23 protein-coding genes are annotated in these 23,703 nt (G+C 54.9%); 1 reads left to right on the top strand and 22 read right to left on the bottom strand.

The window, feature by feature from the left end:
- Positions 1 to 232 precede the first annotated feature (232 nt).
- Positions 233 to 970 carry a TraR/DksA C4-type zinc finger protein gene (locus NYE74_RS14600; RefSeq protein ID WP_328272702.1) on the top strand — a complete coding sequence of 246 codons (738 nt, stop codon included), beginning with the start codon at positions 233 to 235 and terminating at the stop codon, positions 968 to 970.
- Here NYE74_RS14600 and NYE74_RS14595 read toward each other — a convergent pair.
- The 22 genes from NYE74_RS14595 to spoVE all read right to left on the bottom strand — a co-directional run bounded on the left by NYE74_RS14595 (position 957) and on the right by spoVE (position 23,693).
- Complete coding sequence (locus NYE74_RS14595) at positions 957 to 1,307, bottom strand: DUF5665 domain-containing protein (protein WP_213510294.1); 351 nt, start codon at positions 1,305 to 1,307, stop codon at positions 957 to 959. The two genes, NYE74_RS14600 and NYE74_RS14595, sit on opposite strands and share 14 nt — an antisense overlap.
- Before the next feature lie 151 nt (positions 1,308 to 1,458).
- Complete coding sequence (gene ileS / locus NYE74_RS14590) at positions 1,459 to 4,554, bottom strand: isoleucine--tRNA ligase (protein WP_340928233.1); 3,096 nt, start codon at positions 4,552 to 4,554, stop codon at positions 1,459 to 1,461.
- 17 nt (positions 4,555 to 4,571) lie between these two features.
- Complete coding sequence (locus NYE74_RS14585) at positions 4,572 to 4,898, bottom strand: hypothetical protein (protein WP_340928234.1); 327 nt, start codon at positions 4,896 to 4,898, stop codon at positions 4,572 to 4,574.
- Positions 4,899 to 5,505: 607 nt separating this feature from the next.
- On the bottom strand, positions 5,506 to 6,012 hold the full coding sequence (locus NYE74_RS14580; protein ID WP_036621423.1) for a DivIVA domain-containing protein: 507 nt from the start codon (positions 6,010 to 6,012) through the stop codon (positions 5,506 to 5,508).
- A 165-nt stretch (positions 6,013 to 6,177) separates the two neighbouring features.
- Positions 6,178 to 6,960: a YlmH family RNA-binding protein gene (locus NYE74_RS14575; RefSeq protein ID WP_340928237.1), complete on the bottom strand. Its 783-nt coding sequence runs from the start codon at positions 6,958 to 6,960 to the stop codon at positions 6,178 to 6,180.
- Between the two features lie 7 nt (positions 6,961 to 6,967).
- On the bottom strand, positions 6,968 to 7,222 hold the full coding sequence (locus tag NYE74_RS14570; protein WP_306308152.1) for a YggT family protein: 255 nt from the start codon (positions 7,220 to 7,222) through the stop codon (positions 6,968 to 6,970).
- A gap of 22 nt (positions 7,223 to 7,244) precedes the next feature.
- Complete coding sequence (locus tag NYE74_RS14565; protein ID WP_036621418.1) at positions 7,245 to 7,691, bottom strand: cell division protein SepF; 447 nt, start codon at positions 7,689 to 7,691, stop codon at positions 7,245 to 7,247.
- A complete protein-coding gene (locus NYE74_RS14560) occupies positions 7,691 to 8,389 on the bottom strand; it encodes a YggS family pyridoxal phosphate-dependent enzyme (RefSeq protein WP_340928239.1) in 699 nt (232 codons plus the stop codon). Before NYE74_RS14560 ends, NYE74_RS14565 begins: the two co-directional genes overlap by 1 nt.
- Positions 8,390 to 8,397: 8 nt before the next feature.
- Positions 8,398 to 9,249, bottom strand: coding sequence for a peptidoglycan editing factor PgeF (gene pgeF, locus NYE74_RS14555; protein WP_340928241.1), 852 nt, complete (start codon positions 9,247 to 9,249; stop codon positions 8,398 to 8,400).
- Between the two features lie 87 nt (positions 9,250 to 9,336).
- Positions 9,337 to 9,672: a YlmC/YmxH family sporulation protein gene (locus tag NYE74_RS14550; protein ID WP_124333010.1), complete on the bottom strand. Its 336-nt coding sequence runs from the start codon at positions 9,670 to 9,672 to the stop codon at positions 9,337 to 9,339.
- Positions 9,673 to 9,825: 153 nt separating this feature from the next.
- Positions 9,826 to 11,775 (bottom strand): FAD-dependent oxidoreductase, encoded by a 1,950-nt coding sequence (locus NYE74_RS14545; RefSeq protein ID WP_340928242.1) that lies wholly within the window; start codon positions 11,773 to 11,775, stop codon positions 9,826 to 9,828.
- 102 nt (positions 11,776 to 11,877) lie between these two features.
- A complete protein-coding gene (locus tag NYE74_RS14540) occupies positions 11,878 to 12,069 on the bottom strand; it encodes a hypothetical protein (RefSeq protein WP_340928243.1) in 192 nt (63 codons plus the stop codon).
- Positions 12,070 to 12,239: 170 nt separating this feature from the next.
- Positions 12,240 to 13,022, bottom strand: a complete 783-nt coding sequence (gene sigG, locus NYE74_RS14535; RefSeq protein WP_036621413.1) for an RNA polymerase sporulation sigma factor SigG — start codon at positions 13,020 to 13,022, stop codon at positions 12,240 to 12,242.
- A 91-nt stretch (positions 13,023 to 13,113) separates the two neighbouring features.
- Entirely contained in the window at positions 13,114 to 13,836 is a 723-nt protein-coding gene (gene sigE, locus NYE74_RS14530) for an RNA polymerase sporulation sigma factor SigE (RefSeq protein WP_036621412.1), read from the bottom strand.
- 30 nt (positions 13,837 to 13,866) lie between these two features.
- Positions 13,867 to 14,874 (bottom strand): sigma-E processing peptidase SpoIIGA, encoded by a 1,008-nt coding sequence (spoIIGA, locus tag NYE74_RS14525; protein ID WP_340928246.1) that lies wholly within the window; start codon positions 14,872 to 14,874, stop codon positions 13,867 to 13,869.
- A 658-nt stretch (positions 14,875 to 15,532) separates the two neighbouring features.
- Complete coding sequence (gene ftsZ, locus NYE74_RS14520) at positions 15,533 to 16,651, bottom strand: cell division protein FtsZ (protein ID WP_340928247.1); 1,119 nt, start codon at positions 16,649 to 16,651, stop codon at positions 15,533 to 15,535.
- Positions 16,652 to 16,708: 57 nt separating this feature from the next.
- Positions 16,709 to 17,962 (bottom strand): cell division protein FtsA, encoded by a 1,254-nt coding sequence (gene ftsA, locus NYE74_RS14515; RefSeq protein WP_328273125.1) that lies wholly within the window; start codon positions 17,960 to 17,962, stop codon positions 16,709 to 16,711.
- A 210-nt stretch (positions 17,963 to 18,172) separates the two neighbouring features.
- Positions 18,173 to 18,943, bottom strand: a complete 771-nt coding sequence (locus NYE74_RS14510; RefSeq protein WP_340928251.1) for a cell division protein FtsQ/DivIB — start codon at positions 18,941 to 18,943, stop codon at positions 18,173 to 18,175.
- A gap of 91 nt (positions 18,944 to 19,034) precedes the next feature.
- Positions 19,035 to 20,315, bottom strand: coding sequence for a UDP-N-acetylglucosamine 1-carboxyvinyltransferase (gene murA, locus NYE74_RS14505; RefSeq protein ID WP_036621405.1), 1,281 nt, complete (start codon positions 20,313 to 20,315; stop codon positions 19,035 to 19,037).
- Between the two features lie 16 nt (positions 20,316 to 20,331).
- The gene (gene murB, locus NYE74_RS14500; RefSeq protein WP_340928253.1) at positions 20,332 to 21,237 is read right to left on the bottom strand and encodes a UDP-N-acetylmuramate dehydrogenase; all 906 of its coding nucleotides are present in this window, start codon (positions 21,235 to 21,237) and stop codon (positions 20,332 to 20,334) included.
- Positions 21,238 to 21,469: 232 nt separating this feature from the next.
- The gene (gene murG / locus NYE74_RS14495; protein ID WP_340928254.1) at positions 21,470 to 22,591 is read right to left on the bottom strand and encodes an undecaprenyldiphospho-muramoylpentapeptide beta-N-acetylglucosaminyltransferase; all 1,122 of its coding nucleotides are present in this window, start codon (positions 22,589 to 22,591) and stop codon (positions 21,470 to 21,472) included.
- A 4-nt stretch (positions 22,592 to 22,595) separates the two neighbouring features.
- Positions 22,596 to 23,693, bottom strand: coding sequence for a stage V sporulation protein E (gene spoVE / locus NYE74_RS14490; RefSeq protein WP_036621400.1), 1,098 nt, complete (start codon positions 23,691 to 23,693; stop codon positions 22,596 to 22,598).
- Positions 23,694 to 23,703 lie beyond the last annotated feature (10 nt).

Here is a 23,703-nt window from a genome sequence, read left to right as displayed (position 1 = left end):
GGTAAGTCACCTCGTTTTTTCATTTCCAGCGGTTCTACACCGGCAGGATTATCCACATGTAAGCCTTGTATATTGTAGCACAGCCGGAATTGGCCCGTCCATGCGCGAAAGGATTTTCCTTAGGTAATTCGCCTTACTTCTGCGCAAAATACCGCTATAAGAGGTTGTTCTCGCACTAAATGAGACCGTTCAAAAAACGGTTCCAGGATCAGGAAAGAAAGGAGCAACGCCCATGTCGTATCTAACGAAAACCCAACTGTCCGAACTTTCCGCCAAACTGAAAGAAGCGCAAGCCTCGCTCAGCGAAAGGCTTCAAGAAAACGACCATTACGGAATGAATGAATCAATGCGGTACAATACCAATGAACTTAGCCCGATCGACAACCATCCCGGAGACCTGGGCTCTGAAGTGTTCGAACGGGGCAAGGACCTCGCCCTGGCCGAACACCATGAACTGCAGCTCGCCCGGGTCGAAGATGCGCTTCGGCGCATCGAAGACGAAAGCTACGGCTATTGCGCCACCTGCGGGAAGCCGATCGGCTACGATCGTCTCAGCGCGATTCCGGAAACGGCGTACTGCAAGGAGCATAGCCCGCAAACCTTCGTTTCGGCCAAGCGCCCGATTGAAGAGATTTTCTTGTCTCCGCCTTTCGGACGAACCAGTCTGGATGAACGGGACGATCAAAACGGTTTTGACGGAGAAGACGCCTGGCAGATCGTGGAGAGCTTCGGCACCTCCAACACCCCAGCGTTCGCCGATGAATCGGAAGTCGACGATTACAATGACATGGAAATTGAAGCCTCGAACGAGCTTGACGGGTTCGTGGAGCCTTACGAATCTTTTGTCGCCACCGACATTTACGGAAAAAACGTTTGTTTTTACCGCAACGGCGTATACCGTAAACATATGAGTGCCACCAAACATCTGGAAAGCGAAGATTCGCTGGGAACCGGACCTAATACGTATTAAGCTCAAGCTGCCTTTGCACGATCCGCACAATGTCCGCGATATAATCGCCGATGATCGGCAGATTCAGCTTGCCCAGAACTTGAAGCACGTAAATAATCGTTGCGGCGAAGAAAGTAAAACCGATCGCAATGCCGACGCCCCTCGCCGTACCGGACAACAGATTCAGCCAAATCAGGCGCCAGGGACGGTTTAAAAGCTGGGTATATTCGGTGATCCGCGATTTTTCCAGCTCTCTGGTCCAGTTCTGGGTCAGGCGGTATACAGCATTTATCCGCTCTTCCGGGGTCTTGGGAAACTCTTCGGCCGGCGGCTCGGCTGCCGTTTTGCGACGCATCATCGTTACCCCATCCTTTGAACTCGCATTTAAATTACAAACGAGCCCGTCTCCCTTTCGCTGCAAAAGGAAAGACTATCTGGGCTCGTTTGTTTTAGGTTGCTTCTATTATGACCGTCCTTGGCGCGGTCCATGCAGTTTTCGTTTTCGTAGATTACGCTTGAATGGAGATTAGAATCGTCTTGGTTCCGAGGTCGGCCTTCTCCGCCGATTCGTCCAGCTTGGCGAAGGCGACGTCCGTGATCAGCACGTTTTCGCGCAGCACGTTCTCAAACGCCGTAATCGCCGCTTTCAGTTCGTCATCGACGTCAAGCGAAAGATGCACTCTTTTTTCGATCGGAAGATCCAGCTTCTTGCGCGTATCCTGAACCGCGCGCACCACCTCGCGAACCCAGCCTTCCTGCTCAAGCTCCGGCGTGATGTCCGTATTCAGCGCCACGGTGATCCCGTAACCGGAAGCGGACGCAAAACCCGGCTTGGCCTGCTTTTCGATCAGCAGTTCGTCCGCGGTAACGGTCAATTCCTCGCCCTCCGGCGAAGTCACGGTAAACCGGCCGCTGTCCACGATCGCCCGCGTCTCGTCCGCAGACAATCCTTTCAGGCAGCCCTGGAGGAAGCCAACGTTTTTGCCGTACTTCTTGCCGGCTACCTTCAGGTTCAGCTTCAGCGTGAAATCGACGAACCCGCTGTCGCTCGTTTCGATTTCGATCGCCTTGACGTTGATCTCGTCCTTGATGATTTCTTCGTAGTCCGCCACGGCAAAGTCGCGGTCCATGGACACAATCAGACCGGACAACGGCTGGCGCGTTTTGATGCCCGTCTCGTTGCGCACGTTGCGGGCCAGTTCGACGATTTGCCGCGCGCTTTCCATGTCCTTCTCCAGCGCGAGGTTGATCAGGTTTTCATCCGCCTCTGGGAAGTCGGCCAGATGAACGCTGTCCCCGCCCCCGAGGTTCGTGAAAATGTCTTCGGCCAGCATCGGGGCAAACGGCGCGATCAGCTTAGACAACGTCAGGAGCACACCGGTAAGCGTTTGGTAAGCCGACAGTTTGTCTTCGCTGAGGCCGCTACCCCAGAAACGGTCGCGCGAACGGCGGATATACCAGTTGCTCAGCTCGTCGATAAACCCTTCAATCGCCTGCGCGGCGTTCACGAAATCGTTCACCGGAAGGGCTTTGTCGACGACGAGGATCAGACTGTTCAGCCGCGATAAAATCCAGCGGTCCAGCTTGTTCGTCGATGGCCGCAGCGGATGCTCCTCCGGCTTGTAGCCGTCGATGCCCGCGTATAGCGTCAGGAAGGCATGGGTGTTGACGAGCGTATCGACCACCTTCGATTTCGCTTCGGCGACGATGCCTTTGGAGAAGCGTTTGCTGTTCCAAGGCGCGCTGTCGGACAGCAGCGCCCAGCGGAACGCGTCGGTGCCGAATTCATTAATGATGTCCCACGGGTCGATGACATTGCCTTTCGACTTGGACATCTTTTGCCCGTTTTCGTCCAGCACGTGGCCGGTGGCGATCACCGCTTTATACGGCGCTTTGCCCGTAAACAGCGTAGACACGGCCAGCAGGCTGTAAAACCAGCCGCGCGTCTGGTCGATCCCTTCGCAAATCATGTCCGCCGGGAACTGCTCGGCAAAGGTTTGTTCGTTTTCGAACGGGTAATGGTGCTGGGCAAACGGCATCGAGCCGCTGTCGAACCAGACGTCGATCACTTCGCTCGTCCGCTCCATGACTCCGCCCTCGCAGTGCGGGCAGCGTACCTTGACTTCGTCCACGTACGGCTTGTGCAGCTCCAGGTCTTCGCTGACGTGTCCCACTGCATGTTCGCGCAGCTCGGCCAGGCTGTGCGGCGCAAACTGCCCGCCGCAGTCCGGGCAAACCCAAACGTTAAGCGGAGTGCCCCAATACCGGTTGCGGCTGATGTTCCAATCGACGAGGTCCTCGAGAAATTTCCCGAACCGGCCTTCGCGTACATGGCCCGGAAACCACTCGACCGAATTGTTGTTGGCGATCAGCTGGTCTTTCACGGCCGTCGTTTCGATAAACCAGCTCTCCATCGCGTAATAGAGCAGCGGCGATTTGCAGCGCCAGCAGAACGGATAGCTGTGCTCGTATTTTTCTTTGCTGTACAGGAGCCCTTTTTCCGACAGCGTTTTGACGATATCAAGGTCGCAATCCTTTACGAAACGGCCGGCAAAATCGCTGACGGCGTCCGTGTAGCGGCCTTGACCGTTAACGACGCTGACGAAGCTGATGCCGTTCTCGCGGCATGTGCGGTAGTCGTCTTCGCCGTGCGCCGGAGCCATGTGCACGATCCCCGTACCGCTGGCATCGGTTACGAACGAAGCGCCGACGATCACGTTGATTTTATCGGCTTTGATGTAGCTGAACGGCGGCGTGTACGTTTTGCCGATGAATTCCGCGCCTTTGTGCGTCGACAGTACGGTGAAGTCGCCTTTCATTACTTTTTCCACGAGGTTTTTGGCCACGATATAAACGCCGTCTTCCTGCTGCACCCGGGCGTATTCCATATCCGGGTTCATCGACAGGGCGACGTGGGCCGGCAGCGTCCAAGGCGTAGTCGTCCAGGCCAGCACATATTCGCCGGTGTCGTCCAGCTTGAATTTAGCCGTGGCGCTCAGGTCCTTGACGTCCTCGTAGCCTTGGGCCACTTCGTGCGAACTCAGCGACGTCTGGCAGCAAGGGCAATACGGGCTGACGCGGTGCCCCTTGTACAGCAGCCCTTTGTCGTGGATCGTCGCGAGGATGTTCCAGACGCTTTCGATGTAGCTGTTGTTCAGGGTGACGTACGGATCGTCGAGGTCGACCCAGTAGGCGATCGCTTCGGTAAACTCGCGCCACTGCTTTTCATAGCCGAATACGCTGTCCTTACATTTTTTGATGAATGCTTCGATACCGTATTTTTCGATTTCCTGTTTGCCGGAAATGCCCAGCTCCTTCTCCACGCCGAGTTCGACCGGCAGGCCGTGCGTATCCCAGCCCGCCTTGCGGACGACGCGGTAGCCTTTCATCGTCTGGTAGCGGCCGACGAAATCCTTGATTACGCGCCCGAGTACGTGCCCGATATGGGGCATGCCGTTGGCGGTCGGCGGTCCTTCAAAAAATACATAGTTGGGGCGTCCCGCGCGGTTTTCGATGCTGCGCTTGAACGTATTCTCCCGTTTCCATTTGTCCAGAATGCGCAGATCGCGCGCACGGGCGTTTTCCTTGACATCCACTTTTTTCATACTTCTCTTCCTTTCATTCATTCATGGAAACCAACAGGCTCAAAGCTCAAAGCCAAAGCCGGAGCTTGAATGGTGGCGGCAAGGAGGGGCGGAATTTTAACGGTTGCGAGGGCCGCTATTTCCGCAAAAACGGAGAGTCGTCGGCTGTAACGGTTGCCAGAGAGCTTATTCCCGTTTTTTCTTGGGAAAATAGACGCTTTCGCACAAATAAGCGCGCTGACAACCGTTAAAAACCGGAGCCCCGTCTTTTCAGCCAAATAAGCTCCATGGCACCCATTAAACTGCCGCCGGATCAACTCACCTTGCGGCACCTTTTCGTCAAGCCGATTTTTGCCTAAAGCCAAACAAAAAAAGCCCCGTCCCTAAGGGACGAGACCTGGCTCGCGTTACCACCCTTGTTTCATGCATTTTCCGCCGGACGTTACGCCGCCCGAAAAAAGCATGACACCTTGATCCCATATGCTTCATATGGGGCCGGTATAACGGCCGACAACCGGCAAAACTTACTCTTTCCATTGCTAAGGAAGTCAAAATATCGGCTTTTGATCACGAAGCTGATCGAGACGCCGATTCGACGTCGAATCTTGAACTCAGCCGGGCCTTCCGGTGCTCACGTACCCAAAACGTACGCTCCGCTCCTCGGTCCTCAGCTTCATCCAACCTTCTCGGTCCTGAAAAGCCGCGATTTTGAACACCCATCTTACAAAAAAGTCAAAATATCGGCTTTAGCTCTTTCCTTATTTGGAAATTCAGCTTTGCTTCTCCGGGAGGATATTCCGACTGCGCTTTGAACGTTGGCTTTCAGCAGGCCGCCAACTCTCTGGGGAACAAACTCGCAGCGTACTGGTTCCCTTCATCGAATCCAATCGATTCATTTGCAAATTCAATATGTCATAGTTATAACGCATTCGCCAGCCGCATGTCAATATTCTATAGACGTTGCGACATGCATTAATACAATTCCTGAACTTCCTGCGCTTTATCCGCGGGGCGCTCGCGCGTTTCCAGCGCATCCCAGCTGTCGCTGCTCAGCAGATCAAGCTGCGCCTCCACAAGCGTACGGAATCTGGCCCGGTAGATGGAAGCCTGCTTTTTCAGCTCCTCGACCTCCATGGCGATTTTACGCGATTTGGCCAGCGACTCGTTGACGATCCGGTCGGCGTTTTTCTCCGCTTCCTTCACGATCAGCTGCGCTTCTTTTTTCGCGTTGTTCTTTACTTCATCCGCCGCCTCCTGGGCGACGATGATCGTTTTGCTCAGCGTTTCTTCAATCGTGGCAAAGTGATCCAACTTCTCCTGCATAGCCAACAACTGGTTGTGAAGCTCCTTATTCTCCCGGATCACGATTTCGTAATCCTTGATCACCTGGTCAAGAAATTCGTTGACTTCATCCTCGTCATAACCGCGAATACGTCTGGAGAACTCCTTGTTATGTATATCCAGCGGCGTTAATGGCATGATCCCCACCTCCTCAAATTTCAAAACTTCCCGACGGACGGGAAGGCGTTAGATATTCACGATATTTAGAGGTTGTGCAAAAAAATCCGACCTCTTGAACTCACACTTTACGGAACAGTACGAGACTACTAATTCGACAAGAATCCGCCATCTCCTGCAAAAGCTTCACACAAATTTGCCGATTTTGACACGATGCCGGCCTTTTTTCGTAAGCCCTTCCGTTTCAAGCACTTTAAAACGGCCGAACCCCTGCAGCGCCACAATGTCGCCTGCCTTCAGCGGCTTGGAAGGGTCCTCCTCCGTCCGCCAGTTGACCCGGCAGCGGCCCGCCTTGATCGGAATCAGCACTTTGCTGCGGCTTAAATGGAATACATCGCTCACAATTCCGTCCAGCCTTAACGAAGCCACCGTCAAATCCATCGGTGCGAGCTCTTTTTCCGCCGTTTTCAACTCGCTTGGCTCCAAAATATCCGTGATCACGCCAACCCGATGCACCTGATGAAGATTTAAATTGAGGAATGGGGCGATCTCTTCGGCGACAACGACATGGCAGCCGTCTTCACGCACATGAATGTCGCCGATTTTATCCCGCTTGAGTCCAAGTCCCAAGATAGCGCCTAAATAGTCCCCATGCTGGAGCGAAATGAATTTTTGGTCCCCCGAGGCAATGCTGAGCACTTTCAGTCCCATCGGCTCCTGGCCCAGATCCCGGTAATCCGGTGCAATGAGCGCCCGCCGGCGCTCCGCATCTTCGTACCCGCCGTCAAAGCGGATTTGCACATCAGGGTGGCGGTTCGCCAAGGTTTCCAAAATATAACACTGCCGCGGATCCAGGAAGTCGCTTCGCTTGACCTCGTGGTATTCCCCGGCATTCGTTACCCATTCTGAGGCCCGGTCCGCAAAAGGGCGCTCCTCCGGCCTGAAATGTTCGTATATGTCCGCCTGCATATCTAAATTACCCGAAGACAAAAATCAAAAGACTTTTTAATCCGAAAGAAGCTAGCCAAAGTGCCAATAAGGCAACAATCGGGGAAAAATCAATCATCCCGAGAGGCGGTACGATCCGGCGAAACGGGGCCAAATAAGGCTCGACCATTTTCCCGAGAAACTCGCCAATAAAGCTTTCACGCACATTCGGAACCCACGACATAAATATATAGATTATTATCATCCAATAATAAATTCTATATATTATGTCAACTACGTCCAACAAAGTTCCTACCAAGCTGTCATCACCTCATTCTGTTGTAATCGGAATCCTCGGCCAGCATTTCCGTAATGGATCCTTGAATCTCGACCGTATCCGGCGTGCACAGGAAAATATTGCTGCCGATTTTGGAGATGCTTCCGCTGAGCGCGTAAATCGTCCCGCTTAAAAAGTCGATAATACGCAAGGCTTGGTCATTCCGGACCCGCTGCAAATTAACCACCACCGACCGGTGGGAGCGCAGATGGTCGGCGATTTCCTGCGCCTCGTCATAGGAACGAGGTTCGTAAAGGATCACTTTTACGTTTTTCTGGGAGTGAATGCTGACAACGTTGCTTCCTCTTTGATTTTTACGGGGTTCAAAGCTTGGGGTTTCAATTTCTTCCTCCTGGGCGGGAAATTTTTCACGCTCCACGATTTCTTCTTCCTCCTGAAGTCCCAGAAAATTCATGAACCGGTTCATGACTCCCATTACGTCTTTTCCCCTTTCCCTACTAAAAGAGTACCAAGGCGCACCCATGTCGCCCCTTCTTCGATCGCCACTTCAAAATCTCCCGACATCCCCATCGACAGTTCCGTCAGCGGTTCCTTAAGCGCGCCGCCCGCCCCGGCGTTCAGCTCGTCCCGCAGCTCCCGGAGCTTCCGGAACACCGGTCTGGCCAATTCCGGATCGTCCACGATCGGCGCCATCGTCATAAGGCCGATGATTTTAACATGGGCCAGGCCAGCGGTTTCCCGCAGCAAGGCGGCCGCTTCCTCCGGCGCTACTCCCTGCTTGGAGGCTTCGCCGGAAACGTTGACCTGCAAAAAAGCCGAAACCGTCAGATCCAACGCCGCAGCCCGCTTCTCAAGCTCCTTGGCCAACGACAGCCGGTCCAGCGAATGAACGTATTGAAATTTTCCGACGACGTCTTTCACTTTGTTGCTTTGCAAATGGCCGATAAAATGCCATATCCCTTGTCCGCCAAGCGCTTCCCATTTAGGCACCGCCGCTTGAGGGCGGTTTTCTCCGATATGAAGTATCCCTTCCTCCAACACGGAACGGGTCATGTCGGCCGACACGTATTTGGTGACGGCAACGATATTCACGTCATCGCGGTTTCTTCCGCTCCGCTTGCAGGCCGCTTGAATGCGCTCTTCCACCATTTCTATCCGTTCTTTCAGCGACAAAGAAAGGATCACCTCTCTTTCATGCCAATCCAGCTCGCCATCCTCCCCGTCACCCCGTTATGCTTGCGGTAGGAGAAAAACATTTCCGGACGGCAGCTTGTACACCATGTTGTACATTCGATATGAGTCGGCAATATTCCTGCTTTAATCATAATGATTCGATTCATTTCTTTCAAGTTCAGCATCGTTTTGCCTTCGTTCTTGGATGGCGTCGAAATCGGCTCCCCTTGCATATCCGGCTCCGCGCCGGGCAGCGCCTCCCTGACTTTACCCATCACCGCTTCGTCCACTTCATAGCAGCATCCCCCGATGCTCGGGCCGATCGCCGTCCGAATGTCGGAGCGCCGGCTGCCGAATTCGCGTTCCATCGTTTCGATCATCTTCCCGGCGATGAGCTGAACGGTCCCCTTCCATCCGGCATGAGCCAATCCGACGGTTTTGGTGACCGGATCGGCAAAATATAGCGGTACGCAATCGGCGTAAAAGGAGGCCAACAAAACTTCCGGCACGTTGGTCAGCAGCCCGTCCGTCGCCTGAAAGGCGCTGCTCCGGTCGAGATACCCCTTGCCGCGGTCCTCCTGCCGAACGATGGCGATTTGCGCGCCGTGCACCTGTTCGCCGCATGTCCAGCCCTCCGGGGAAAAGCCAAGCGCCCGGGCCAGGCGCCCCCGGTTTTCCAGCACGTCCGAGGGATCGTCCCCGACATGATAAGCCAAATTCAAACTGCCGTAGGGCGGTTTGCTTACGCCCCCGCCGCGTCCGGTAAAGCCAGCGCTTAGGCCCGGCGCCAGATCGCGCCAAGCCTCCAGTTCAAAACGCTCCGGCTGCTGATCTATAGCATTTCTCATAAATGGTTCCATCATCCATCTCCCTTTTCTCGGTGCTGAAAACCTGTCTTTTTAAACACGCATTTCAAGTGTACCATAATTGCCTTTTCCTTTCCCGGATCAGCCGCGCCGTTCCGCCCGGCCGTCCCGGTCGATGTACACGGTCGTTTCGTATGCGGATTGGACCCTTGGTTCCCGCAGCTCCTCCATCTTCACGAGCACGACGTCGGAGCCGATTTTTACGATATTTTTCCAGGGAATGATCAGATCGCTGCCGCCTCCGAACAATCCCATGAATTTCGTATTGACCGGTACGACGATCGCCTCGATCACGCCCTGCCGCAAATCCAGCTCCAGGTCGCTGATATGCCCCAGCCGTTTTCCGTCCACCACATTAATGACATCCTTGGTCTGAAAATCGGATATTTTCATACTCGCTCTCACCACATTGTCCATGTTTAACGCCCCCGTCCCGCCAAATACTTTCCGTCCCTTTACTATATGATCCGGCTTTTCCGCTGATGCGCTTCCGACAGCGGGAAAAGGGACCTTTCCGAAGATCGCGGCGGTCCGCACGGAAAGGTCCCTTGGATTGCAAGGCTTATTTTTTTATTTTCCGAGAGCGCCGGCCGCGGCGCTTTCGCCGCCGAGACGCCCCGAAGTGAACGAGTAGCCGATGCCTACGCCGTTGCCGACATAAGTATCGTTAAACAGCACGCCTTCCGATTCGAGCCCAACCGCATAAAGCCCTTTGATCGGCACCCGGCCTTCGCCCAGAACCTGAAACTTGGGATTGACGAGCAGGCCGCCGACCGAACCGAGGTTGTTGATTTCGGCGATGATTGCGTAATAAGGCCCTTCGCCCATCGGAACCAGGTACTGCTTCGCTTTGCCGAAATCCGTGTCTACTCCGGTTTTTGTGGCCACGGTATAGTTATCGAAAGCCTCCTTGAACACCTCGACGTCCATTCCCGCGTTTTGGGCCAATTCCTCGATCGTATCGCCTTTATATCCGTCGCCGTTTTTCACCATGGACTCAAAGACTTGCTCCACGTTTGTCCACGGCGTGTCGAGCTTGAACTTATCGGAGAAGTCGGCGTAAAATTCCGGCGGCATCCCCGGAAGACCCGGAGCCTTGACGCCGTTCATCCCTTTCGCTTCCAGGGCGTCAAGCTGCGATTTCGAAACGATGACCAGGTGGTAAGGGCCGTTAAAAGCGCTCGTATTCGCCGCGGCTACCGACGTCAAGGTGGCCGCTTCGTCCCTAAATCTGGCCCCCGAAGGCCCCACGTTCATCAGCGTCGGAAGATAGCTCAGCATCAGCGGGTAGCTGGCTTCAAACGAGGAATATTCCTTTTTCAGGCCGCTCGTCGCTCTCGCCAGCGTCTGATGCAGCATTTGGCCGCCGAAGTTGTCCGGGACTTTGGCGCCGACCGCCCAGGACATCTTCAGCCCCTCCCCGATGTTTTGGCCGAGGCCCCCATTTACGCCTTCAAAGCCAAACGCTTCCTTGACCATTTCTTTGTTGCCCGCGTATCCGCCCGTCGCCATGACCACGCTTTTCGCGGAAATTTCCAGGGTCGTGCCGTCGGCCTTTGCGGCTTTTACGCCGACGACCGCGCCGCTCGCATCGGTCTTCAGCTCTTTGGCCGTCGTTTCGGTAATAACCTGGCCGCCGTTTTTCTCCACGGATGCGGCCAGCATCTTGCGCAGCGTCTGCTCCCGCGTATCGTAAGCCGGAAGCACGTGAAGCTGTTCCCCGGCAAAGTTCAGGAACGTCGTGACATAACCTTTGCTTTTCAGCCAGTCGTAGGTTTCACCGGATTTGGTGACGTACTGGCGGATCGCCGCGGCGTCCACACGCCAGTGGTTGTTGGCGATCCAGTCGGCGATTTCTTGCTCGACATTCACCTTTATCCCGTTTTCAACCGCGGCGGACGAGTTGTAAAATTTCCCCGCCCACGATAAGTTGCTGGCGCCGCCGATAATGCCGGTTTTTTCCACGATAATGACTTTGGCTCCTTTATCCGCCGCCGTAACGGCGGCCGACACGCCGGATGCGCCCGCGCCGACGACGACGACGTCAGCCTGGAGCTTTTCCGTTTTGCCTTCGCCGGCTTTCGCCACGCCTCCCGATTTCAGAGCCGTTAGATCCCCGCCCGCCTGCTGCACGGCCTTTTCCACGGCGGTCAGCATCGCTTCGCTCGACTTGCTGGCGCCGCTGACGGCGTCCACCGCCAACGTTTGATTTTGCAGAATCTGCTCTTTGATTTTTTCGAGCGCGGCATCGCCCAGCCCTTCCGTTTCGGTTTGGCTGACGATTTGAATGTCCTTGATTTGATCCGGCTCTTCCATCGTGACTTCCACTTTGACCGTTCCGTCTTTCCCCTCGGCTTCCCCCGTATACGTTCCGGCTTTAAACGAAGATTGTTCCGGCGCGGACGATGGGCCGGATTCCCGGGAATTCCCCGCTGACTGGCATCCGCTTAGCACGGAAACCGCCAGCGCAAGACAAACGGTAAATACCAACCATGATTTGAAGCGTTTTTTGCTGCTCATGATGTTCCTCCCCTACCCCATAATTCGAAGCCGCAGAAACGTGATTATTTTCACATACCTTGGTGCGGCACCAAGGTCAACTCCCCTTTCGAGAGCCCCTAATCATGACACCGGGATATTGACCTCCAGATACGAACGTTTTTTCCCGTCCCGGTTTTCCGTCAGCATCAGCTTCCCGATCACGTCTCCGCCAATTGAATACCCCTGCTCGTCCACATGATCCAGCATAAATTGCAGCGCGCTTTTCGTAAAAAGATGCAATATTTCATGCGTCCCACCTCCGTCCGTCTCCATCCGCGCTAATGCTTCATGCTATTTAAAGTTGAACGAATGATTGTAAGGTTCAACTTAATATAATTTTACAGAAGCTTAACGTTAGGAAGATATGGAGTTGTTCACAATGATCGTAAGCGAGTCTACCACGCTTGTTTCCATTAAAAAAAGGCCCCCAAGGGACCTGTCATTTACGACTTCACATGCTTTTGCATTTGTAAAATGGCGGATTTCTCAAGCCGGGATACCTGGGCTTGGGAGATGCCGATCTCATCGGCCACCTCCATTTGCGTCTTGCCTTCAAAAAAACGCATGGAAAGGATCATTTTCTCGCGGCGCCCGAGCCGCTGCATCGCCTCGCGCAAAGCGATTTCTTCAATCCATGACACATCCTTGTTCTTATCGTCGCTGATTTGATCCATGACGTAAATCGGGTCTCCCCCGTCATGGTAAATCGGCTCAAACAGCGATACCGGGTCCTGGATCGCATCCAGGGCAAACACGACATCTTCCTTCGGCAAACCAAGCGCTTCCGAAATTTCGAAAATCGTGGGCTCCCGCGAATTTTGGTTGGTCAGGTTGTCCCGCATTTGCAGTGCTTTGTAGGCGATATCTCTGAGGCTGCGGGATACGCGGATCGGATTGTTGTCGCGCAAGTACCGGCGGATTTCCCCGATGATCATCGGCACCGCGTAGGTCGAAAACTTGACGTTTTGCGATAAATCGAAATTATCGATGGCTTTCATGAGTCCAATGCAGCCAACCTGGAACAGGTCGTCCACATACTCCCCCCGATTGTTGAACCGCTGGATGACGCTCAGCACGAGTCTCAGATTGCCATTCACTAACTTTTCTCTGGCTGATCTTACGTGGTCCTGCTGCAACGAGTGGAACAATTCACGCATTTCCGCATTGGTTAGAACGGGCAATTTTGCGGTATCGACACCGCAAATTTCGACTTTGTTTCGGGTCATCGTGTCTTACCTCCCAAGGAGTAAACTAATGATCATTATCTCCTTGGGCTGCATTTTTATTCCTTGCATGAATCGCCGTAAAGCCGGGCCTTTACACCATCTTATTGAATTCCTTGCGCAATCGCTTGATGATCCTTTTTTCGAGACGGGAAATGTACGATTGAGAAATTCCCAGCAGATCGGCCACATCCTTTTGCGTTTTCTCGTCGCCGTCCACCAGGCCGAACCGCAGCTCCATGATCATCCGCTCCCGTTCGCTCAGCTTGTCGAGCGCTTTATGCAGCAGCTTCCGATCCACCTGCTCTTCGATGTTCCGGTAAATCGTATCGTTCTCCGTCCCCAGCACATCGGACAACAGCAGCTCATTGCCGTCCCAATCAATGTTCAGCGGCTCATCGAAAGAAACCTCGGTGCGGATCTTGCTGTTGCGGCGCAAATACATCAGGATTTCGTTTTCGATGCAGCGCGAAGCGTACGTAGCCAGTTTAATCTTTTTCTCCGGATCAAAAGTGTTGACCGCCTTAATCAGGCCGATGGCTCCAATCGAAACCAGGTCCTCGATATTGATGCCGGTGTTTTCAAACTTTCTGGCAATGTACACGACCAGCCGCAAATTGCGTTCGATCAGCATCGCCCGGATCGCGGAGTCGCCGCTCGGCAGCCGCTGGAGCAAATACTCCTCCTCTTCGCGCGTCAATGGGGGCGGCAGCGCTTCGCTTCCGCCTATATAATAGATTTCCTCGCTTTTTAGTCCGAATAGAAACAACAACCGATAGTACTGAAGCTGCAGCAACAACTTCCATTTTGCACGCATGATTTCTTTCCTCCTATACAAGTTCCCGTTTTACCGGTGAAGTCCGGGCCTCCCGCCCGCGTCGGCAAGCGGGGCCAGCCCGGAAGATATGTCCGGCGAAGGCTGGTGCTCCGCTTCCCTGCCTTCCACTAACGCAGGATGCACGATGGCCCGATAGGCCCCTTCCGCTGACAAACGTCCTCCATCCAATCCGATAAGCACCCGGGTAGAATGAAAGTTCCGACCCTCCAAGGTAATGCTGACTTCATCCGGCTTAAGCGCAAGCATAAATTGCGTTCCTTTGTTGATTCCGCGATACGGCACCAGACGCAAACGATCTGGCCAGGGAAAAGCTCCTGCTTCCGTCCACTCCATAATGAGGTTGTCCGCCCGCTCCTTGGCAAGCTTGCCGCGATAAGATGGGGGAAGCAAATCCTCCCACAGCGACGCCTCCATCACCATTACCGGCAACCGGCTGAGCGGATCGGACAACTGATTGCCCGTATCGACCAGGCCCGTGCAGCAAACCTCGGAATCTTCAATCCGAACCCGGACCTCTCCGACAAAAGTGGAGATCCGTTCCTGCCGATGACGCGCCGCAATGACCCGTTTAAACCACCACAACACGGCAAAAAACAGGACAAGCGTAAACAAGGCCCCTATTTTCAGCGAAAACCCCATCCCTCCGGTCGCGGAATACCATATTCCGTTCCATAGGTCGCCATAGTCCTGCAGCAAATAATGCACGCCCAGGATGCCGCCCGCCGCCGCAAAATTAACGATGTAAAAAGCTCCCATGTTCCGCAGATAGTTTTGCAAACTTCCAAAGCCGAAGGCGATCCATAACATAGCGACGGAGAACAGGAACTTGACCAGAAACGTATACAAAAACCCAAGCTCCGGCAAAAACATCATGACGACGTACATGGCTCCAACGCACGCCGAAGCGGCGATCCGCCATACTTTGATCTTCTGCTTCCGCATCCAAGCCGTAGCGAGCAGCAAACTTGCGTCGATCAATAGGTTCATCGCAAATATGAGATCGATATACACTACCAACGGCGTTCACCTGCCTGGGGAGATGCTTATCAGTATAAAGAGATTGGCTTATAAAGTCTGTCTAAAATTGAAAGCAGAATCCCACTAATTTTGTCGACCCAAGGGGCCTTGCGCGTGCACGGGCATAATATATGGAGTTGGAGTCCTTTAGCCTCCAGTTCCCTCCTCTCCTCCCTGCCAGCGCACCGTCTTCTACCCCGCTATGAAATTTTATAATTCAACTTTCGCAGCAAAAAATCGGCAGGCAAGCCTTGATGAAGCAAGGTAAAGCAGCGGGAAGTGGAGGGGCGGATTTCGTGTCTTGGTGTTCATGCCTGTAACCTTTGCACGATTATCCCTTTCATTCAGGGTGCAGGGGATGGGGCTTGAGCAAGGGTTTCAAACCCGTCTAAATTATCTCGAACCTCTCTGCTTCTCCACCAAATATTTTTCTCCCGAGCTTGTCTTTCTCTCTGCTACCTGATTAAACGGGATAATCGTGCAAAGTCTATGGACAGCCAGTATTGATCTGCCGCCCCCTCCCCCCCACTTCCCTATCCTCAAGCTTTCGGGCGCCCTTCTGTGGTTCTTGCCACGATCGCTTTTCGACTAAATTCTGGCAAAAAAAGACCCTGGCCCTAATCGGGACAAGGTCTTCGGGGAGACGTACTACCCTTGCTTAGTCGTTATTGTTCCGCGAACGGTTACGGAGAAATGTCGGGATGTCGAGCTGATCTCCGCTCGGCTGGTTGCCGAACGGTCGCAGATTCGAAGCCGGACGCGTGTCCTGCGGCTCGGATACGCCCGGAGCAGCGGCCGGTTTGCGGGCTGGCTGCACCGCAGGCTTATTCTCGAACCCGGTCGCAATAACCGTCACTTTGATTTCTTCCTTCATATTCTCGTCAATGATCGCGCCGAAAATCATGTTCACTTCCGGATCGGAAGCGGCGATCACGATTTCCGCGGCCTCGTTGACTTCATACAGGGACAGGTTGGCTCCACCCGTAATGTTCATGATAACGCCGCGCGCACCTTCGATGGACGTTTCCAAGAGCGGACTCATGATCGCCTTGCGGGCGGCTTCGGCGGCCCGGTTCTCGCCGGTAGCGAGGCCGATGCCCATCAGTGCGGAGCCGCGTTCGGTCATGATCGTCTTCACGTCGGCGAAGTCGAGGTTGATCAGACCCGGTACGGCGATCAAGTCGGAGATGCCCTGCACCGCCTGACGAAGCACGTTGTCCGCTTCGCGGAACGCTTCCAACATCGGCGTCTTCTTGTCGACGATTTCCAACAGACGATCGTTCGGAATGACGATCAGCGTGTCCACTTTTTCTTTCAAACCTTCGATGCCAAGCTCCGCCTGGGAAGAACGCTTGCGGCCTTCAAACGTAAATGGGCGGGTAACGACGCCGACCGTCAGCGCGCCGCATTCTCTGGCGATTTCGGCGATGACCGGAGCCGCTCCGGTGCCGGTGCCGCCGCCCATGCCGGCCGTGACGAACACCATATCCGCGCCTTTTAACGTATTTGCGATCAGTTCGCGGGATTCTTCGGCCGCTTTCTTGCCGACCTCCGGATTGGCGCCGGCGCCCAGTCCGCGCGTCAATTTATCCCCGATCTGCAATTTATGTTCGGACTTGGCCAAATGAAGCGCTTGGGCGTCCGTATTTACCGTAATGAATTCGACGCCTTGCACGCCGTTTTCGATCATCCGGTTAACCGCGTTGCTTCCGCCGCCGCCTACCCCGATGACCTTGATTTGAGCCAAGCTCTCCATTTCGAAATCAAATTCCAACATACTATTCCATCTCCCCCTCAATGTGCATGGATGGCCCGTTCTTCATCCTTGAATTTGCTATATAAATTCACTGAACAGATTTTTAAGACGCTCCATCAGGCCGCCCGATTTGCGGGCCGGCTCCTGCGCCGGCGAAGCGGGTTTGCTCCGGCCGGCCGTCTTCTTCGCCCCGGAGTTCCGAACGCGAATACTCTTGATTACCTTGTACAAAATGCCTACACCGCCGGTAAACCCGGGGTCGCGAACCCCGATATAATCCGGAACGGCGATTCTAACGGAAGCCGCCAGCTCCTGCTGGGCGATCTTAAGCAGCCCCGGCATCGATACGGTTCCCCCCGTCAAAATATAGCCTCCCGGCTGCTCGCTGTAGCCGAGCCGCTTGACTTCCTGGCGGATCAGCTGGAAGATCTCCTGAACGCGAGGCTCCGCGATGGCCGCCAGGTCTTCCTGCGTAAATTCCTTGTCCACATTACTGCCGATCCGCGTTACCTTAAAGGTTACGTCCGGCGCGGCGTCCTCGATCGAGGCGCAGCCGTATTTCAGCTTCGCCTTCTCCGCATGATCGGTCAACGTGCGGAGACCGTAAGCAATGTCGTTCGTTATAAATTCTCCCCCAATCGGAAGCGTGGATGTGGACACGATCGTGCCGCCTTCAAACACAGCGATCGTAGTGGATCCGGCACCGATATCCACCAGTACCGAACCCATGGTTTTTTCATCCTTGGATAAGGCGAGCTGCCCTGCGCCCAGCGATAACAATACCAAATCCCGGACCTTCAGCCCGGATTTCTCCACGCAGCGGAGCAAATTGTGAATCGCCGTCTTCGCTCCCGTGATAATCGTCGCTTCCACTTCCAGGCGGACTCCGATCATGCCGCGGGGATCCTGAATGCCTTCAAGCCCGTCCACCACATATTGCTTGGCCACAATATCGATAATTTCGCGTTCCGGCGGCAGGGCGATGACTTCGGCCGCCTTCAGCACGCGGTCGATATCGTCCTCGCCGATTTCCCGATCTTCATTTTGTACGGCTACTACTCCGTGGCTCGTTTGGAGTCCGATGTGGTTGCCCGAAATGCCGACATATACTTCCGATATTTGAATACCTACCATCCGTTCCGCGTGATCCACGGCGTTGCGGATCGATTGGACCGTTTGGTCAATATCTACAATCGCGCCTTTTCGAATTCCTTCCGAGTCGGCAGATCCAACTCCAATAATATTAAAGGTTCCATTGCCAATTTCCCCAATAATAGCACGAACTTTGGATGTACCGATGTCCAAACTAACAATGATGTCATTGTTGCTCAAGCCCTGGCACCTCCTATTTCCCATTCTAAATATTCTTGCCGTGTTAGATGCACTCTCTACATATTCAACGCCGTTTAACCTTTCCCTCTTTTTTCTACAAATTTTTTGACTTCCAAGTTTTACATCTATCTGACGATAGGACCGCAAAAATCAGAAGAAAAAAGAGGGAGATAGGAAACTAGCCCATAAAATGTATTTTAACATTGTTTTTCACTCATGAGTAGTGTCATTTTGGCCGTTCTCTTCGCCTTCCGGCGGGGGATACGGCACATAGGAATCGGCATCCAGCATTTTCAGCTGTCCGGGATCCTGATTTTGCAAAATCTCGTTCAAATACTCCGCCTTTTTCGGCAGTAACGAGATCGCGGAAATCACTTCGAATTCCGAGCGCGTATACATTTTGATCCGGTCCGGATAAGACAAGGTTGGCGAAGGAACGATCTCGGAAATATCGGCGGTCAGCTCGCCCGGGATCTCCGACAACGTTTTGCAGAGTTTTACCAGATTGGGGTCATTCTCTTTCCACCCGGTCAAAATAGGCTTGTCCACCGGCATGGAGCCGTTTTGCAGCGGGATCTTGGTGCCGTTCGCCAGCAGTCCGCTCAGCTTGCCGCCGTCGGTAAGCTCATAGGCCGCAAGCGGAAACTCTTCGATCCGGATCTCGATCTTTCCCGGGAATTTTTTGTCCACGACCGCATGCTCTACGGAAGGAATGCTCTCCAATCTGCGCTCAACGTTCCCCGAACTGACGGCAAAAAACGGCGCCCCGACTTCCAGTCCGGCGGCCTTTAAAAGCTCGCTCTCCGTCGAATACGTATTGCCGTGAAACGTAATCGCCGAAACCTTGCTTAAGGACGAGCGAAAAAAAAGCACGCAAAGTAACGAAACGAACAGCAAGATGAGGATCACTTTCACTTTTCGGCCGCTTTTCCTTTTCGGTTTTACCGGCTCTTTCAGGACAGGTACATTCGCTTTGGGCATGTCATTTCTCCGCAACTTTCTGAATAAATAATATAAAAGAACGTCCAAAAGCCTTGATCCCCTCCGGACGGAGGGGATGTAAGGCCAAGCCTCAGGCTAAATCAAGCTGCTTCAGCACGGGGGTTTCGCGATGGATCGCGCCCCCGAGACGCTGGAACATCGTTTCGATCCGGTCGTAGCCGCGATCGATATGATGAACCTGCTCCACGATCGTTTTGCCTTGCGCCGCCAGGCCCGCAATGACCAGCGCGGCGCCGGCCCGCAGGTCCGTGGCCTCCACGGTGGCTCCGTACAATCTCGGCACCCCGCGAATGAAAGCCAGATTCAAATCGACCGAAATGTCGGCGCCCATCCGGACCAATTCGTCCACATGCTTGAATCTGCCCTCGAACACGGTCTCCTTCATTACGCTGAGTCCGTCCGCCAACGCAAGCAATACCATGATTTGCGACTGCAGATCGGTCGGAAAGGAAGGATACGGCGAAGTCACGATCCGCTCCACCGCTCTAGGACGGCCTGCGCTGCTAATCGTTATTATATCATCGGCAGCTCCGATTTGAACACCTGCCCGCCGCAGCACATGAAGCAGCGACACCAGGTGCGCCGGATTGCAGTGGGTCAGCGTCACGCTGCCGCGCGTAGCGGCTACGGCGATCAGCGCGGTTCCGGCAACGATACGGTCGGGGATAACCTCGTAATCGCAAGGATACAGGCGCTCTACGCCGCGAATCGTAATCGTGTCCGTTCCGGCGCCGATGATGCTCGCCCCCATGGCGTTCAAGAAGTTTTGCAGATCCTGAATTTCCGGTTCCCGGGCGGCATTGGTGATTACCGTCGTCCCTTCGGCCAGCGCGGCCGCCATCATAATGTTTTCCGTCGCCCCGACACTGGGAAAATCAAGGTGAATATCGCAACCGACCAGCCTGCTGGCCCGGCACCGGATTTGCTGCTCGCTTTCCTCGATTTGCGCCCCCAGGGCTTCCAGCCCTTTCAAATGCAAATCGATTTTTCGTTCGCCGATGGCGCACCCGCCCGGCTGGTAAATGCAAACCTCCCCGAACCTGGCGAGCAGCGGCCCCATCAAAAAAATGGAAGACCGCATCTGCTTCATCAAATCTTCCGGCACATGGCTTGAATCCGCGCTTCCCGTGTCGACCGTAACCGTATCCCCTAAATGGACGGCTTTGCAGCCAAGGCGGCCGAGTATGCCCAGCATGACATCAATATCGAGCAGACGGGGGACATTTCGAAGTTGCACCTTGCCTTCGGACAGCAAACTAGCGGCCAGAATCGGCAGTGCGGCATTTTTTGCTCCATGGATACGAATGGTTCCTGATAGGGGTCTCCCGCCTTCGATCACCAATTTGTCCAATGTATCACCTCCGAGTTTACCGTTCGCCCACGAAAAAAACCTCCGGCACCAAGTTTACGCCGAATTTGTCTTCGACGGATGCCTTGATTTGCTCCATGAGCGCTAGAACGTCCTCTGCTGTCGCTTGCCCGGTATTGACGATGAAATTGGCGTGCAGCGTGGATACTTCGGCTCCTCCGACCTTTAAGCCTTTAAGTCCGGCCGCCTCGATCAGCCTGGCCGAATGGTCTCCCGGCGGATTGCGGAAGACGCTGCCGGCGCACGGCTGCTGAAGCGGCTGCGTTTTGCGGCGGCGGTCCTTGTAAGCCGCCATGGCGGCGGCGATTTCCAGCCGATCGCCGGCAGCCAGCGTAAATTCGGCTTTGGCCACAATGCCGCGCTGTTCGTGCAGGACGGAATGCCGATAGTCAAATTCCATATCCTCTGCGTTGTAAGTGACCAATTCACCCGTCTCCAGAACAATGTCAGCGGATTTAAATATACGTGACACATCGGACCCGTGAGCCCCGGCGTTCATATATACGGCTCCCCCCACCGTCCCGGGGATGCCTCCGGCAAACTCCAGGCCGGTCAGCCCCTGTTTGCCCGCCATGATGCTGAGTCTGACGAACGAAGCGCCCCCTCCGGCCTGGACCTTGCTTCCGTCAAATTCGATCTGCTCCAATCCGGAGCCAAGCCGGATCACGCACCCCCGAATTCCCCGGTCGGAGACCAGCATGTTCGAGCCCTTGCCGACCACCATCCAAGGGATCCGCTCCTCATGAAGCAGCCGGACGAGCTTGGACAGCTGCCCGGGATTCTCGGGTACGACCATCGCGTCAGCGGGACCGCCGATTTTCCATGTTGTATATTTTGACATCGGCTCGTTCGGCAATACCGTTCCGACTCCCTGCCGGGTCAAATTCGATATCCATTGCTGCATCGTAAAATCCCTCCTTGACTTGTAGGCGGAAAAACACCCGGCTTGTCGCCTGAAGGCACAGGCAGGTTCATGCCATAAACGAAGCCGCGGCCCGGGTCCGTCGGAGCAATTCATGCTAACCGTGTCCTTGTCGCTCCGCTTGGATTGTCACGATTTATAGAGTATCTTATGCCTTCCTCACGGAGAGTGTGACAATCGCCCAGGTCCAGTTCCGCCCTTCGGTTCCCCGCGGTTAGCGGCGATTTGCGCGGCTTTGGACAAGACGCCGCATTTCTTTCACCAGTAAATGGGCGGAGTCCGGTTTGCCGAGGCGGCGGGAAGCCGCCGACATCGAGGCGTGGACGGACAGGTCGCTCATGATCCGCTGAACCGAGCCGAACAGGCTTTGCCCGCTCAATTCCGGCTCCAAAATGACTTCGGCGGCTCCGGCCCGCTCCAAAGTCCGGGCGTTTTTCTCCTGATGATTATTCGTTACGTTGGGCGACGGAATAAGGATCGCCGGAATTCCCAGCGCGGTGATTTCCGCTAAGGAGGAAGCTCCTGCTCGTCCCACGATCAAGGAAGTCGCGGCCAGCACCTCAGGCATGTTGTGCACGTAAGGAAGCACCTGCAAATGGTCCGGAAGCCCGCCCAGTTTGCCGCGAATCGCTTCGAGCGTCGCTGCGTGATAAGCCTCGCCGGTAACGTAAACGAATTGCAAATGCGGCGCTTCCGCAAGCAGCGGCGCCATGCCGATCATCGCTTCGTTGATCGCTTTGGCCCCCCGGCTGCCGCCGACGATGAGCACGACCGAGCTGCTTGCGGCAAGCCCCAGCGAGGCGAAGCCCTTCGCCTTGTCGGCGGCATGAACGGTCGTGGCCCGCGGATTTCCGCTATATATGACGTTTCCGGCTCCCGGGAACGCGGACTCCGAGCCTTCAAAGCTCACCGCCACGGTCGACACGTATTTGCTTAAAAAGCGGTTGGTCAGCCCCGGAATGGCGTTTTGCTCATGGATGATGCTCGGAATGCCCAGCTTGGCGGCCGCGTATACGACCGGGCCGCATACGTAGCCGCCCGTCCCGATGACGACGTCGGGGTTAAATTCCCGCAGCAGTTTTTTGGAGGTGCGCACTCCTTTGAGAAAACGCATAACGGTCTTTATATTTTCGACCGACAGCTTGCGGCGGAAGCCGGTGATGTCGATCGCTTCAAACGGGATGTTGTGCTTCGGAACCAGCGAGCTTTCCAGCCCCCGCCGGCCGCCGATGTATAAAAATTCGGAATCGGGAAATTCCTCGGCGCATTGGCTTGCGACGGCCAGCGCCGGGTAGATGTGGCCCCCGGTTCCGCCGCCGCTCAGTACGACGCGCATATTCTCACCTCGCATAACGGGATAAATTAAGTAAAATGCCTAACGCGGTCAGCATCAGCGTCAGCGAAGATCCGCCGTAGCTGATAAGCGGCAGGGTAATGCCGGTGACGGGCATCAGGCCGATCACGACGCCGATGTTGATCACCACCTGAACGGCGACCATCCCGACGATGCCGACGGCCAGCAGGCTGCCGAACGTGTCGTCGATCGTCATCGCAACCCTCATGCCGCGCCATACCAGGATGAGGAACAGCAGCAGAACAAGCAGTCCGCCGATAAAGCCAAGCTCCTCGGCCAAAATGGAAAAAATAAAGTCGGTTTGCGGCTCGGGCACATAGCTGTATTTCTGCCGGCTCATCCCGAGCCCCAGCCCGGCAAGCCCGCCGGGACCGATCGCGTACAATGATTGAATGATCTGATACCCTGCGCCAAGCGGATCGGACCAGGGATCGAGAAAAGCGGTAATCCGCTTCAGGCGGTAAGGCGCCGCCAGGATCAGGCCTACGAATCCTAGCGCCCCAAGGCCCGCCAGCCCGGCCAGATGCAGGATTCGGGCTCCGGCCGTAAAGACGATCAGCAGCGAAGCGCCAAGCATGACCGTGCCTGTCCCCAAATCGGGCTGCAGCATGATCAGACCGAAAGCCAGCCCGATCACGCCAAGCGGCGGCAACAGTCCCTTGGCGAAATTCGTAATCTTGTAATCTTCCTGGCTAAGGAAGTAGGAGAGAAACAAAATCATGCCCAGCTTCATGAACTCGGACGGCTGAATGCCAAACGAGCTGATGCCCAGCCAGCTGCGCGCTCCCCCGCGCACGACCCCGATCCCGGGAATCAGCACGATCACGAGCAGGGCGAAGCAAATGAGCAGCCCCACCTTCGCGTATTTGCGCAGCAGCCGGTAATCGAAATTCATCATCAAAAACATCGCGACCAGCCCGAGCACGGCGAACAACAGCTGACGCTTCACAAAGTAGAAAGAATCGCCGTAATCATGAAAAGCGAGCACCGAACCCGCGCTGTACACCATCACAATTCCGATCGCCAGCAGTCCGAGAATGCTGGCCATAAGCCAAAAATCCGGGGCCGTACGGCTCTTGCTCATCGTGGATGCC

Origin of the sequence: Paenibacillus sp. FSL P4-0127, assembly GCF_038007325.1 — a bacterium.
GTDB classification, from domain to species: Bacteria; Bacillota; Bacilli; order Paenibacillales; family Paenibacillaceae; genus Fontibacillus; species Fontibacillus macerans.
The sequence above is the reverse complement of the archived record's forward strand: the minus strand, read 5'-3'. Positions and strand labels throughout refer to the sequence as shown.